Genomic DNA, 15,100 nt, shown 5'->3' with positions numbered 1-15,100 from the left:
CAACTTTACACTATGTTTGTTATTAAACAAACATGCCAAACATTGCTAAAGATATCCTTTACGTAAAATTGTTTAAATAATAGTGCTAATCAAAATAAAAAGGCTGCAGCAAACACCACAGCCATAAATTATTCATAATTTTACACAAAATGATTTAATTTTTACATATTTATGTTTATATGTTATATCTTACAAAACGCTGTGCAGAAAATCCTTGAACCTTTCAGTTTGAGGATTATCAATAATCCCAGACGTTCCAAATTCAACAACTTTTCCACCATCCATAAACACAACTTGATCTGCAACTTCTCGAGCAAAACCAATCTCGTGAGTTACAACAATCATTGTCATTCCATCGTTTGCCAAGTAGCGCATAACATTAAGCACTTCTCCAACAAGTTCTGGGTCTAACGCAGACGTAGGCTCATCAAAAAGCATGATTTCTGGCTTCATAGCAAGCGCGCGAGCAATCGCAACTCGCTGCTGCTGGCCGCCAGAAAGCTGAGAAGGATAATGATCCATGCGGTCTGCCATTCCAACACGCTTTAATTCTTCAATAGCTAAATTACGCGCTTCAATTTTACCCATATGCAAAACATGAACAGGAGCTTCCATAACGTTTTCTAATGCAGTCATATGTGGGAACAAATTAAAACGCTGGAACACCATTCCAAGCTTTGCGCGTTGCACTGCAATCTCCTTGTCGTTTAACGCTTGCAAAGCTTCTTTTCCATTATGAACAACAGTTTTTACGCCAATGCGCTCGCCGTAAATCGTGATTTTTCCAGATGTGATTGTTTCAAGCTGGTTCACCAATCGTAGCAAGGTTGACTTTCCACTTCCCGAAGGACCGAGTATAACTGTTACACTTCCTGGCTTTACAGTCATATTAATGCCCTTAAGAACTTGCAAATTGCCAAAGCTCTTATGCAAATCACTTATAACTACAGCTGGAACATCATTACTATGATTCTGATTTTGCACGTCTTGTACATCTTGCACGTCTTGTACGTCTTGCTCTGTAACTGTTAGATTATTTGTCATTTTTCCTCAAATCTAATAAAAACTAATGGAATTTTACCATTTATAATGCACTTATTTATGCTTATATTAATTGCAATCAATACAACCTATGCATTAAATCCAAGCATTGTTGCATTATTGCGACCATTTACAGCATCGCTAGCAGCCTTAATAGCTTCATCTCCACGCTTTGCAGCATTAGAGTTGATTTGCGTATTTTTTACAATGTCTTTTGCTTCAAAGCCTTTCCCAAAATGCTTCTCGAGCATGTATTGCAAAACCATCAAAATTGAGGTGATAAGCAAATACCAAATACCAGCAACAAGCAAAAGCGGAATCGGCTTATAAATTCGATTAGAAATAGCCCTTGTTGCAAATTGTAATTCAAGCGTAAAAGGCACAGCAACAACTAAAGAAGTAGTTTTCAACATGCCAATAGTTTCATTACCGAGAGGAGGAACAATAATACGCATAGCTTGAGGCAAAATAATACGACGCATCATCAAAGAACGAGACATACCTAAAGCTTTAGACGCCTCTACCTGACCAACATCAACAGCCTCTAAGCCAGCGCGAACAATCTCCGACAAATACGCAGCTTCATTCAAAGACAAACCAATAACAGCAGCGTTCAAAGAAGTCATAACAACATTTGAATCAATAGAGAAAAACTCAACAGACGTAAACGGTATACCCAAACTCAGCTTAGGCACAAGAACCGCAAACATACCCCAAAAAACAAGCTGAGTATAAACAGGCGTACCTCTGAAGAACCAGATAAAGAACCAGCTAACACCGCGAAGAACTGGGTTAACAGATTTACGCATCATAGCTAAAACAACAGCCAAAATAATTGCAATAACCATTGAGACAACAGTTAAGAACAAAGTCCAACCAATACCAGCAAGAACATTATCGCTTATAAGATATATTGCAACTTCATACCACTCAAAACGTGGATTAGTAATAATTGAATATAAAAGGAAGCATACGATAATTGCAACTATAATTCCTGCAACAACAGGACCTGGATTTCTAACTGGCAAAATACGCTCAGCATTATTTTCGGATTGCTGCTTCAAATTCTCTTCTCCGCTATGCTCTTCTCCGCTATATTTTTTGGCATTGTAATTCATACTGTTCACTCCATATAACCGTATAAATGCAAGTCTTCAGGAAGTCAATCGTTGCCGCCTGCTTGACTTATTCGCATTTGGTTGATATTGCGATTTATAGTTCTACTATTACAGCTATTATCGCAGCTGTTATTGCCCTTGCTTATTTAAAATATCTTTAAAAACATCTTTAAAGCAGAATATGGCGTATACTGCGCAATCCAATAAATTACACAATATACGCCATAAAAATCATTTCAATCAGAGTTTAGGATTCACTACTGCTTGATCAATAGCAACATCCTCAACACCCCACTTTTTCAGGATGTCTTTGTAAACACCTGACTGCATAAGCTTATCAATGCCAGCTTTCACTGCTTTAAGCATCTTTTCATCGCCTTTTTTAACAGCTGCACCCATTGGCTCAGAATCCTTGCTCTTTTCCAAAATTTCAAGCTTTCCAGGATTCTTAATTGCAGCGTAACCTGCAACAGGTGTATCAGCGTACATAACGTCAGCGCGACCTGAAACTAAAGCAGCAGTTGCATCAGTTTGCTCTTCGAAGCTCAATATTTCCAGAGGCTTATCTTTCTTTGCAGCACACTGCTTCTTAGCTTCTTCCATAAGAGGCTCACCTACTGTGCCAGTTTGTAAAGAAACTTTCTTTCCGCACAAGTTACTTGTATCTACATGCGTTGGATTTCCTTTACGGATTTCAAAAGATAAACCTGCATTAGCGTAAGTTACGAAATCTACGCTCTTCATACGCTCAGCATTAACAGTAAAACCGGAAATACCAACATTATATTTACTGCCGATTGCTGGGATAATCGCGTCAAATGGAGCGTGCATGATTTTAGCTTTTAAGCCAAATACTTTTGCTAAAGCTTTAGCAAAATCAACTTCATATCCGACTGGAGTTTTTCCATCAGCAGCAAAGAATTCAGCAGGCGCATAACTTACATTTACACCAACGGTAAGTTCCCCACTTTTCACAACATCTTCAGGAAGCATAGCTGCGATAGCGTCGTCTTTCTTAACTTGGCTTACGTCATAGCTTCTTGCAACATCTGGATCCGCAGCTTTAGAATCAGCTGGTCCGCATGCAGCAACAGAACCAATTAATACAAGTGACACTGCTATTGCCATTGATTTCCATAACTTTGACATTTTACTTCTCCTAAAAATTACATATTTACAATGTTGTGTATAAATATACATGAAAGTGGCGATATTGCAAGTGTATTTTTCTACGTATGTTGTATATTATAGATTTCTTATACATAATTTTGGCAGAAAATCGCTAATTACAAGTGAATATAATGAATAATATGCAAAAAAATGAATAATAATAATTGATATTCGCGCCTTAAAAGCACAATAAAAGTCTCAAAAACTCAATAAAAGTCTCAAAAACTCAAAAAATTATGCGCGAGAACGCAAATTACGATAACGCATTTCACGCAAAGCTTCTCGCTTATCTTGTTCTTCACGCAAAGCTTGACGCTTATCAAACTCTTTCTTTCCTCGAGCCAAAGCAATCTCAACTTTTACATAGCTTCCGCGGAAATACAATCGCAAAGGTACAACAGTGTAACCTTTCGCTTCTGTTTGCCTGGAAAGCTTAGCAATTTCAACAGCATGAAGTAACAATTTACGCTTACGCTTAGGAGCATGATTATTCCAAGTACCATTCAAATACTCAGGAATATTCGCTCCCTCTAACCACATTTCTCCACGTCTATCAATACTCACAAATGATTCAGCTAAAGAAGCGCGCCCTTCACGAAGAGACTTGACTTCAGTACCAGTAAGCGCAAGACCAGCTTCATAGCAATCCTCTATAGCATAATCATGATAAGCTTTGCGATTATTAGCTATTGTAAGAGTCCCATCTTGAGCAGGTTTTTTATCCACTTTTCACTCCAAACATCTTAAATAAAGCGCACGCAAACCACAGGTAAATTCCCTTTTTCAAAGAATTTAGTAATGTACAAATTCAAACATACCAGGATTACTAATAGTTCTATAAGACGGGAATGTAGCAAATCCAACGCCACCTTCAGAAATTAATACAGAACCATCGGAATTAACGCGCTCAACAACAGCCACATGGCCATAAGTTGAATCAGATCCAGCAACTCCACGAGGAAATACCATAATTGCGCCAACATGAGGAGTGTGATTCACTAAATACCCCAATCGGCGTCCACTAGCAGCCCAATCAGCTCCATTTCCCATATAAGATCCTACAGGAAGATTCAACTGAGAACGGCGCAAATAAGCCCATAAAGTGCATTGGCGAGCAGGATAAGCAGAACCACCAACACTGTTACCAGTTCCATGGCCATAGCAGAACTTAGATCCTTCAGAGCAATTTCCTGGAACATCGTAATTCATACCTTGTGCAAAACCAGAACCTTCAGGCATAGATTGCAAAGACACATTAGATGAATTAGCTCCATTAACCTGCTGACGATTACCGAACCTAGGATTAATACGAGCGGCAGCACTTCTAGCTAAAGCCCTTGCTTGAGCGTCAATAGCAGACTTCATTTTGATAATTTCTGCAGCTTCACGAGCCTGCTGCGAAGCAAGACTACCTTTTTGACTTTCAAGCTGCTTACGAATCTCTTGACCTTTATCTCGCAAATCTTGCAAATACTTTTGCTTATTCTTTGCTTCTTGCTCAGCAACCTGAGCGCTTTGAACTTGCTCGTCTGCTTTCTTCTTTAACTTTGTAATTTCAACTTCAATAGCAGCCAAACGCTGTTTACGATTCATAGAAGTATTCAAAGTTATTGCCGCATTATGAGCCGCATTTGATTCACTACGCGCTATAGCAGCATCCGACTGCATCTTACCAACAAATTGCTCAGTCGTAGTTGAATTCGTAAGCATAGCCATAACATGCGAAGAATTCGAACCATGGAAACTTTCACGAGCAAGCTGAGCTACAGCAGCCTTAGCATCATCATAATCAATGCCAGTTTCTTTAATTTTTTCTTCTAATTCAAGCTTATCTTTTTTAGCAGATTCTAAACGCTGGTTAGTAGCATCCGCAAGATTACGAGCCTGCTCTGAACGCTGTTCTGCTTGTTCTACTTCTCGAAGCTGTTTAGGGATTTGACGCTCGTTAAGATCATTTAACTCTACTATTTTATCTGCAAGCTTCTTACTAACACCAGCTAGTTTTCTACGCAAAGCAGCATTGTTTCGCACTTTTCGATGGTATTCTTGCAAGCTAACAGCTTCTGCCGGAGAAGTCGAAAAAATCGAACAAGTTGCACCTACAGAAAGCATTAATGTAGAAGCCATGATTACACCAACTGCAATTCGAAGACGACTATTGTCTTTCATACGAGTCTTCATCATTACCCTTTCCACGACCTCATTCGTGCTAGTATACCACGCCTTTCGAATTATGAATGTCTAACTAGTTAATTTATAAAGCAGACTTGCAATAATATCTACTCTAAAACCATAAAACAAAGCCTTATTCTAAAACCGCAATACGAAACCTTACTCTAAGGCACTATTTTAAAGTCTTAGGCTTGCAAATACCTACGCAAAGCAATAGAAGACGCAACAATAGAAAGAACTACAGCTCCAATCACGAGACCTGGAACAGTCACCCAAACCGTTGTTTGATCCACAAAAGGCATCCACTTAACCTTCTGAGCAAGCCAATCCGTAATAAACACTTTCACTACAGCGCTTAAAACAACTCCAGAAAGAAGTGAGCCTAAGAAAGAAGCTATGGATCCTTCTAGAATGAACGGCATACGAATAGTCCAATTAGAAGCGCCAACAAGTCGCATAATTTCTGTTTCTTGCTTACGTGAAGCAGCAGACATTCTAATAGTAGTTCCAGTTAGCATAATAGCTACAACAACCATCACAGCAGCTAAAACAATTGTTACTGCGGTAGCACGATTCAATACGCTAAAAACTGGATCAAAAATTTGACGCTGATCAACTACGCTTTCTACGCCATCTCTACCTGAAAGAACTTCTGAAACAACTTGATATTTCATAGGATTACGTAATTTCAATCGCAAAGAATCTTGCATATCTGCTGCAGTAAGCGTACGACCTTGATAAATTCCACGCGGATATTGCTTTAAGAATGTGTTTTTATAAAACTCTTCCCTACTGACATAAGTAATATGCGAAACGTCATCGCCAAGTTCTCTAGAAATAACCTCTTCAAGCTTAACAATGTCTTCTTTAGTAGGAGCTTTGCCAGATGCGCATGAAGCAGATTGACTCGTACCATCTGGGCAAAGCCATGCTACAACTTCTACTTTGTCATACCAATCGCCTTTAGCTTTTGTAATCTGAGCCTGCATTAATACAGAAGAGCCAATAAAAAGAAATGATATGAAAGTGACGAGCATAACTGAAAGAATCATAGAAACATTGCGACGTAAACTAATGCAAGTTTCTGAAAAGATAAATCGCAAACGCATTATTTCTCTCCTTCAGCTTTATTCGTATCATTATCGCTATTTACAGCGCTAGCGTCTGTATCACTAGCATCTTCAGCACTAGCATCTTCAGCACTAGCCTTCTTGTTATGAGTGTTTGATGACGCAACAGGAGGCTTAGGCGGAGCAGGAGGCAACGCAGATTCTTTAGCTACAGCGGCTTCTTTAGCTACAACGTCTTCTTTAGGCACAGCGACTTCTTTTACTACAGAGTCTTCTTTAGCCTCAGAGTCTTCTTTAGCCTCAGAGTCTTCTTTAGATACAGCATTTTCATTATTAGCTACATTAGCTTCATTAGCCTCGGCGTCTTTTTTAACTTCAGCTTTTTCTTTAGCTACAGAGCCTTCGTTAGATTCAGAGCCTTCGTTCAATCCAGATTTTTCAGAAGATTCGGCATTATTCAAACTCAAACCGCGTCCCCAAGTCATAGTTGTTTCCAAAGACTGGAACACTTCACCATAGCGACCAGTTCTTCCAGAATGAACAGACTGAGCGAGACGCGCAATACCCTCATTTTCAGAAGTATCACTTTGAAGATATTGCGTAACAATATCAACAGTTTCGCGAGCTTGCGCTGCACGTTGAGCTTTCTTAGAAAGTCGCTTATGACGTTCAGTTCTTTCAGGCTGCTCACTCACAGCTGAAATTTCATGCTCTTCTTCATTTTTTTCAACAGACTGCTGAGCTTTAGACTTTTGTTCAACATCAGCATCCGGGAAGTAAAGCGCAGAATCATACGATCCTTCGCGCTCATCGCGCACAATTTTTCCAGCATGAAGCTCCACAACTCGCTTACGCATTGAATTCACGATTTCCTCATTATGCGTAGCCATAACAATTGTTGTGCCAGTTCGGTTAATAGCATCCAAAACTTCCATAATTCCGAGAGAAGTAGTTGGATCCAAATTACCAGTAGGCTCATCTGCCAAAATTATTTGAGGATGATTAACATAAGCGCGCGCAATAGCCACACGCTGAGCTTCACCACCGGAAAGCTCATGTGGATAATTATTTTCTTTTCCAGTCAAACCAACTGTTTCCAAAACGCGCGGAACAAGCGAACGAATAGTCGCTCTACTCGTACCAATCACCTCTAAAGCAAAAGCAACATTTTGATAAACTGTTTTATTATTAAGTAATTTATAATCCTGGAAAATAAAGCCAAGAGACCTGCGATACTGCGGGACTTGACGATTAGCTAAACGCCTTAAATCGTTACCAGCAACATGAATTTCACCGCTAGTCGCTTCCTCTTCACGCAATAAAAGACTTAAAAGAGTGGTTTTACCAGATCCTGATGCTCCAACTAAAAATACGAAATCACCGCGATTAACATCCAAAGAAATATCGTCCAAAGCAGGACGCGAACCCTTAGGGTAAATCTTAGAAACATGTTCCAATGACATTAGTGACATGTCCGACTTTCCTTCCAAACAATGACACGAACATAATAAAGTTCAAAATCATATATTTTGCTAATCCGTTTTTGCTAATCCGTGATATTCAATTATATTTAAATTATTTATTGTCAGATTTCAAATCAGACTCTGCTTCAGCTTCTTTTTGAGCTGCAACTCGCTGCTCATGACGCCAACGAATACCAGCTTCAATAAAACCGTCAATATCACCGTCAAAAACAGCCTGAGTTTGTGAAGTTTCGTAGCCAGTGCGCAAATCCTTCACCATCTGATAAGGGTGAAGCACGTAGGAGCGCATCTGATCTCCCCAACTTGCCTTAATATCTCCAGCAAGCTCCTTCTTTTTCGCTGCTTCCTCAGCATGCTTAAGCACAAGCAAACGCGATTGCAAAACTGCCATTGCAGCAGCGCGATTTTGAATCTGACTGCGCTCATCTTGCATAGAAACAACCAAGCCGGTTGGCAAATGCGTAATGCGTACAGCAGAATACGTAGTGTTTACGCCCTGGCCACCAGGTCCTGAAGCTTGGAAAGTATCCACGCGAATATCTGAATCTGGAATATCAATATGATCCGTAGCTTCAACAAGAGGAATTACTTCCACAGCGCTAAAGCCAGTTTGACGACGACCTTGATTATCGAACGGCGAAATACGAACCATTCTGTGAGTGCCGCCTTCTACAGAAAGACGACCATACGCGTAAGGAGCATCAACTTGGAAAGTAGCGGATTTAATACCAGCTTCTTCTGCATAAGACGTGTCCATCATCTTAGTTTTATAGCCGTTTCGCTCAGCCCAGCGCAAGTACATACGAAGAAGCATTTGAGCAAAATCAGCGGCATCTACGCCTCCAGCACCAGAGCGAATCGTAACAACTGCAGAACGAGCGTCATACTCGCCGTCAAGAAGAGTCTGAACTTCCATATCGTCCAACTCGTGAGCAATACTTCCAAGCTCTTCTTGAGCCTCGCTCATAGAATCAGCATCGTCTTCTTCTTGACCAAGTTCAATTAAAGTCTTAGTATCTTCAATTCGCTGCTCAACAGCTTGCAAACGCTTCAATTGAGACTGAGCTGCAGAAAGCTTACTCGTAACCTGCTGAGCATGCTCAGAATCATCCCAAAGCCCAGGCTCTGCAGCCTGCTTTTCTAAATCAGCAATCGTAACTTTCAACGAATCAACATCTAGTGCTTTAGAAATCGAAGAATACTTTGCTTCAACATCATTTAACGCTTGGGCAAAATCAAATTCCGCCATTTACTTAAAGTTCCTCTTTATATACTTGTCTTACGCAATCACTATTCGCAAAACTCTTGCCAAATAAACTTTTTACTCTTTATAAGTTTAGCGTACAGTCAAAATCTCTGGACCGTTCTCAGTAATTGCAATCGTATGCTCAGTGTGTGCACCGCGAGAACCATCAGCAGAACGAAGAGTCCAACCATCCTTTGGATCCTGGTAAATCTCGTCAGTAGTCTTTAAGAACCACGGCTCAATTGCAATCACAAGACCTGGGCGAAGCTTGTAGCCATGATGAGCAGTGCCATCGTTAGGAACATGCGGATCACCATGCATAATATGGCCGACTCCGTGACCACCAAACTCAAGGTTTACGCTGTAACCATACTCGTGAGCAACGCATCCAATAGCAGAAGAAATATCTCCAAGACGATTTCCAGGCTGAGCCATATTAATACCAGCCTCCAGCGCTTCCTCAGTGCACTTAATCAAGCGCAAATCCTCAGGATCCGCATGCTTTCCAACCACGAAACTAATAGCAGAATCTCCAACCCAGCCATCAACGTTAATTGCCAAGTCAAGAGTTAGTAAATCACCATCTTTAAGGTTGTAATCAAAAGGAACTCCGTGAAGAACAGCATCATTTACAGAAGTGCAAATATAGTGTGCAAAAGGACCAGTTCCAAAATCAGGAGCGTAATCAACATAGCAAGAAGACGCACCTTTGCGGCTCATAATTCGCTGGCGTACAAAATCATCAATCTCAAGAAGATTGGTTCCAACTTTTGTCATTGCTTTCAAGTCTTTAAGAATACTACCGACAAAGCGACCTGCAGGCTTCATCGCTTCAATTTCAGATGGAGTTTTAAGTTCAATCATGCTTTAAGACTAACGCGCAGGCACGAAAATGGCGCAAAAACTGTCGCTTAATACTTGTAATCTAGACACATGTCTAATAACAATGAAATTAATAATAATAAGGAATCGCAGAACGAAATTTCTGCTGTAAATTTTGATCCTGCATCCTTCTCATCGGTTACTCGACCACAAGATGATTTATTCCGTTACGTAAACGGTCCTTGGATTGACACTTACACTCTTCCAGAAGACAAACCAATGTATGGCGCTTTCTACAAGCTTGCAGAAGATGCAGAGACGCAAATTCGAGATATTTTAGAAAGCGAAGATTGCCAAGCCAAAAAGTCACAAGCTTTATACCGTAACTATTTGGATACTGCAGCTATTGAAAAAGCTGGAATTACACCAATCAAGGGCGATTTAGACGCTGTTGATGCGGCTAACAGCAAGGAAGATTTGGTTCGCACTATTGGTGCTCTTACTCCATACGGCGGCCCTAATGCAATGTTTGCTTTTGGCGTTTACGGAGACCCTAAGGATCCTAAGACGAATATTATGCATATTGAGCAGGCTGGATTGGGCTTGCCAGACGAAGCATACTATCGCGAAGATAATTACGCTCCAATTCGCGCTGAATACGTAAAAATGGTAGCTTCATTGTTGCGCTTAGCTGGATACGGTGACGCATCCACTACAAGCGAGCAATCGGAACGTTTCTTGAAGGTTGAGACGCAAATCGCAAGCAACCATTGGGATAACGTTGCAACTCGCGATTCTCAAAAAACTTATAATCCTTACAATTATGCTGATTTGGCAAAAGCACTCGAAGCGCTAAATCTTGACGCTTTCTTAGACGCTGCTCAAAAAGCATACGACGATTGCGAAGAAGCAAAGAATCAGCCAATAGATTTTCTTAAAGCTTTTAGCAAAGTAATAGTTCACGAGCCAAGCTTTATAGAAGGATTGAATAAGATTTGGCAAGAAGCCGATTTAGAAGATCTAAAGCTTTGGACACGCGTACACGTGATTTTGTGCTGGGCAAGCATGTTAAGCGAGGATTTTGCACAAGCACGATTTGACTTCTACGGCAAAGTTCTTTCCGGCGCCACCAAGCCGCGCGACCGCTGGAAGCGCGCAATCGGAGTTGTTGACGATGCTTGCGGCGAGGAAATCGGACGCGAATACGTGCGATTGCACTTCCCTGAGTCTTCTAAAAAGTATATGCAAGGCTTAGTTGACAATCTTATTAACGCTTACCGCGAGTCGATTTCTCACAGCAGCTGGCTTGGTGAGGAAACTAAGGCGAAGGCCTTGGAAAAGATTAGCAAGTTTGAGCCAAATATTGGTTACACGAATCATTGGATTGACTACTCTGCGCTAAATATTAAGGAAGACGCTGGCTTAATTGAGAATATGCGCGAAGTTTCTCGATTTGTGTTTGGTAGGTATACTGCAAAAGCTGGAAATCCTGTGGATCGCGAAGAGTGGCAGATGACTCCGCAAACCGTAAACGCTTACTACGATCCATTGCTTAACGTAATTGTGTTCCCGGCTGCGATTTTGCAACCACCATTCTTTAGCCCGAGTGCTCCAGACGCAGCAAACTACGGCGCTATTGGTGCCGTAATCGGTCACGAAATCGGCCACGGTTTTGACGACCAAGGTTGCGAATACGACGGCGACGGTGTACTTAACAATTGGTGGACTGACGAAGACAAAACAAACTTTGCTGAGCGCACTAAAAAGCTTATTGAGCAATACAACGCTTTTACACCAACACAGCTTATTGTTAAATACTCTCACTTAAAGAGCAAAGAAGAGCGCGATGCAATGCCTCACGTAAATGGCGCTTTAACAATCGGCGAAAACATTGGCGATTTAAGTGGCGTAACTATTGCTCTTAAAGCCTACGCTTTTGCTTTGCAAAAGAGCAAGGGTCAAGAAATCGACGGAAGCGACGATGCGATTCGCGAAACTTTGCTGAACGCTCCTAAGATTGATGGTTTCACTGCTTTGCAACGATTCTTCTTAAGCTACGCACTTGTGTGGCGTTCAAAGGCTCGTAACGAGATTGCTGAGCAATACCTTCAAATAGACCCACACTCCCCTGCAGAATGCCGCACTAATGGCATTGCTCGCAACGTTGACTTGTTCTACGATGCTTTCGACGTTAAAGAAGGCGACGAGATGTGGCTCGACCCAAGCGAGCGCGTGCACATTTGGTAAAGCAATATGCGTTTGCAATAAGTACGCACTAGGTATTAAATACACAATAGGTACTAAGTATTCACTAGGTATTAAATACACACTAAGTATTAAATACGCACTAAGTATTAATACGCTAGATAAGAGATAAGAGATAAAAGAAATAAAAGATAAAATAAGCTCACTCGCAGTAATGTGTTGTGAGCTTATTTTTTATGCTAAAAATAAGCGCTAAATCAGAATCAGGATTATTCCCCAAAGTTATTTCCCAAAGTTAGTTCACGAATCAGCTGCGGTTAACAAATCAGTTGCGATTCACAAATCAGTTGCGATTCACGAATAGAAGTTAGTTCGCAAATCATTTAGCACTTTTTCCAAAAAAGTCAAGATTTTACTCTCTTTGTGGTCGGAAGAACTTCTGACCACAATGGAATTTTTTTCTATGCAAAATTTTAAACATGCTTCATAGTAGATAGTACTGCGGCATTTCCTCGTAGCTGCGAAGCTCAGGGGCAATGAAGGCTCTGATTTCGGGGCTGAAATGGCTGCAGTCCAATTTGTGAAAGGATTAAAAATGGTTCAACAACAGGCAACTATTACTATGAGTGGGTATGTTAGTTCAGACCCTGTGGAATTCGGTAAAAATGGCGGAACTACAGCATGCACATTGCGAATAGCCAATACTCCATCTTACTATCATGCTGAAGAAAAACATTGGGTAGATAAACCTACAACTTGGATGACAGTTAAAGCATACAGGAATCTTGCAAGCAACGTATTGCAAAGTGTACACAAAGGCGATGCGATTGTTGTATCTGGAATTTTAAACACTGAAGCATGGCAAAAAGACGGATCAGACTATAGCAGAGTAATCTTAGAAGCTTCTGCAATTGGCCATGATCTTAATCGTGGAACTACTCAATTTACAAAGCACTCATACGACTCTAATAAAAATGCTAATTCTAAAAATTCTTCTGAAGGCTTACAAACACAAAAGAATAATGAGCAAAACAAAATAAGCGTTACATCGTCTAAATCATCAAATATTAATTCTCAAGTAGAAAACGATGAATTCGGAGGTGATGCGAATATTTAAATGGATGGTAATAAATAAATAAAATAAATAAATAAATAAAGTTTTTTGCACATTTCATAATTTGCCGCCAAGAACAATGCTACTACTAGTATCAATACGCGTTACGATACGAAAATAGCAAAATTCCTGGCGGCAAGTTTTAATTTATAAGCGTTTACGCAAGCAAAGCGTTTACGCGCGAGCGCCAACTGCACGGGTGTCTTAAAACGAGCAAAATAAGACACTAACGCAGAAACCATACTGCGCGAGTGCCCGAAGATAGACAAAATCAGGCCCTAACGCAGTACACATACTGCACGGGTGTCCAAAAAAGTGGTACATATCAGAATATTTTATTATCAAATATCCAAAAGCGTTTCATCAAGAAGAAAATCAATAACTCCTAAGACAAGAATTCCGTCATCTGTTCTCCACGGTTTAATACAATCTTTAACAATAATAATTTTCTTGAAATTATCTGATATATTGTTCAACGATCTAGATTCTTGCAAAGTCTTCGCGTGCGTAGACAAATTCAAAGACGACTGAATATAGTACTTGTTATCCGCAAGATTACAAACAAAATCTACTTCTGTTTGAATTCTCTTATTTCCTTCGCGAATCTCAACAACGCCAACATCTACGTTATATCCCCTCACAACTAATTCATTATAAATAACATTTTCCATTAAATGAGACTCTTCCTGCTGCCTGAAATTGAGTCGCGCATTCCTAAGTCCCAAATCAGAAAAATAATACTTTTGTGGAGTATTAATATATTTCCTTCCTTTAATGTCATAACGTAACGCTTTTTCAACAATGAACGAATCTTCTATAAAAGAAAGATAAGAAATAACCGTACATAACGACAGTTCCTTTTCTCCTTTGCTTTTGAACGTCTCAAATATTTTCTGCGGATTTGTCAAAGAGCCAACAGAAGATGCGAGAATATTAATAAGCGTATCCATAACGTCTAAACGCTTAATTCCGTTACGCTCTGTAATATCGCGAACATAAGTTTGATCAAACAAATTCTTTAAATATGAAGCTTTTTCTTTATCATTTTTCTTCGATACGATAAGCGGCATGCCACCATAAGTAAGATATTCATTCCAAGCATTAATCTTGTCGGAATCAACAACTGAATAAAATTCAGAAAACGACAACGGATGAACATGTATTTGCTCACCTCGACCTCTAAATTCTGTAATAATGTCAGAAGAAAGGAATTTAGAATTACTACCAGTTATATAAATATCAATATTTTGCTCATGCAATAGTCCACTTACAACAAATTCAAACCCTTTCACCAACTGAATCTCATCAAGAATAAGGTAATAAGGATTACTGTCTTTAATCATCGCCAAAATATCTTGCTCAAGCAACTCTGCATTATTGTGATATTTCATACTAATTGCGCGATCTAATTCTATTTTAATAATATGATCCGCAGGTACGCCTTCAGAAAGCAGATAATTTCTATATAAAGGATCCAAAAGATACGATTTTCCACATCTTCGAATACCGGTTATCACTTTAACCATTCCATCATCTTTTTTATCAATTATCTGCTGTAAATAATGTTCTCTCGCAATTTGCATTACTATTCCTCACTATTCTCACTAAACAACTCGCTAAACAACTCGCTAAATGATTCATTAGTAATTCACTTAGTA

11 protein-coding genes and 1 pseudogene are annotated in these 15,100 nt (G+C 39.9%); 2 read left to right on the top strand and 10 right to left on the bottom strand.

Annotated elements, in window-relative coordinates; translation table 11 throughout:
* Nucleotides 1-189: 189 nt before the first annotated feature.
* From BFS05_RS04560 to map, 9 genes and pseudogenes are all read right to left on the bottom strand, one after another.
* Nucleotides 190-1,044 (bottom strand): amino acid ABC transporter ATP-binding protein, encoded by an 855-nt coding sequence (locus BFS05_RS04560; RefSeq protein WP_103084799.1) that lies wholly within the window; start codon nucleotides 1,042-1,044, stop codon nucleotides 190-192.
* Between the two features lie 86 nt (nucleotides 1,045-1,130).
* Complete coding sequence (locus BFS05_RS04555) at nucleotides 1,131-2,159, bottom strand: amino acid ABC transporter permease (RefSeq protein WP_103084798.1); 1,029 nt, start codon at nucleotides 2,157-2,159, stop codon at nucleotides 1,131-1,133.
* A gap of 240 nt (nucleotides 2,160-2,399) precedes the next feature.
* Nucleotides 2,400-3,308, bottom strand: coding sequence for an ABC transporter substrate-binding protein (locus BFS05_RS04550; RefSeq protein ID WP_180978598.1), 909 nt, complete (start codon nucleotides 3,306-3,308; stop codon nucleotides 2,400-2,402).
* Between the two features lie 255 nt (nucleotides 3,309-3,563).
* Nucleotides 3,564-4,055 carry an SsrA-binding protein SmpB gene (gene smpB / locus BFS05_RS04545; RefSeq protein WP_103084797.1) on the bottom strand — a complete coding sequence of 164 codons (492 nt, stop codon included), beginning with the start codon at nucleotides 4,053-4,055 and terminating at the stop codon, nucleotides 3,564-3,566.
* A gap of 66 nt (nucleotides 4,056-4,121) precedes the next feature.
* Complete coding sequence (locus tag BFS05_RS04540) at nucleotides 4,122-5,513, bottom strand: CHAP domain-containing protein (protein WP_103084796.1); 1,392 nt, start codon at nucleotides 5,511-5,513, stop codon at nucleotides 4,122-4,124.
* Nucleotides 5,514-5,686: 173 nt separating this feature from the next.
* Nucleotides 5,687-6,610, bottom strand: coding sequence for a permease-like cell division protein FtsX (gene ftsX, locus BFS05_RS04535; RefSeq protein WP_103084795.1), 924 nt, complete (start codon nucleotides 6,608-6,610; stop codon nucleotides 5,687-5,689).
* 427 nt (nucleotides 6,611-7,037) lie between these two features.
* A pseudogene (gene ftsE / locus BFS05_RS04530) lies at nucleotides 7,038-8,043 on the bottom strand (cell division ATP-binding protein FtsE); the annotation flags it as partial.
* Nucleotides 8,044-8,146: 103 nt separating this feature from the next.
* Complete coding sequence (gene prfB / locus BFS05_RS04525) at nucleotides 8,147-9,304, bottom strand: peptide chain release factor 2 (RefSeq protein WP_103084793.1); 1,158 nt, start codon at nucleotides 9,302-9,304, stop codon at nucleotides 8,147-8,149.
* 87 nt (nucleotides 9,305-9,391) lie between these two features.
* A complete protein-coding gene (gene map / locus BFS05_RS04520; protein WP_103084792.1) occupies nucleotides 9,392-10,165 on the bottom strand; it encodes a type I methionyl aminopeptidase in 774 nt (257 codons plus the stop codon).
* Between the two features lie 69 nt (nucleotides 10,166-10,234).
* Between map and BFS05_RS04515 the strand changes: the two genes are divergently transcribed.
* Together BFS05_RS04515 and BFS05_RS04510 are read left to right on the top strand one after the other, a co-directional pair.
* Nucleotides 10,235-12,370, top strand: coding sequence for a M13 family metallopeptidase (locus BFS05_RS04515; protein WP_103084791.1), 2,136 nt, complete (start codon nucleotides 10,235-10,237; stop codon nucleotides 12,368-12,370).
* A gap of 553 nt (nucleotides 12,371-12,923) precedes the next feature.
* The gene (locus BFS05_RS04510) at nucleotides 12,924-13,445 is read left to right on the top strand and encodes a single-stranded DNA-binding protein (RefSeq protein ID WP_103084790.1); all 522 of its coding nucleotides are present in this window, start codon (nucleotides 12,924-12,926) and stop codon (nucleotides 13,443-13,445) included.
* A gap of 338 nt (nucleotides 13,446-13,783) precedes the next feature.
* On the opposite strand, the gene BFS05_RS04505 is transcribed toward BFS05_RS04510, so the two are convergent.
* Entirely contained in the window at nucleotides 13,784-15,025 is a 1,242-nt protein-coding gene (locus BFS05_RS04505) for an ATP-binding protein (protein WP_103084789.1), read from the bottom strand.
* Between the last annotated feature and the right edge of the window lie 75 nt (nucleotides 15,026-15,100).

The organism is Gardnerella coleohominis (genome assembly GCF_002896555.1).
Taxonomy (GTDB): Bacteria; Actinomycetota; Actinomycetes; order Actinomycetales; family Bifidobacteriaceae; genus Bifidobacterium; species Bifidobacterium vaginale_F.
Note: the sequence above shows the minus strand (reverse complement) of the source record. Positions and strands in the feature narration are given on the sequence as shown.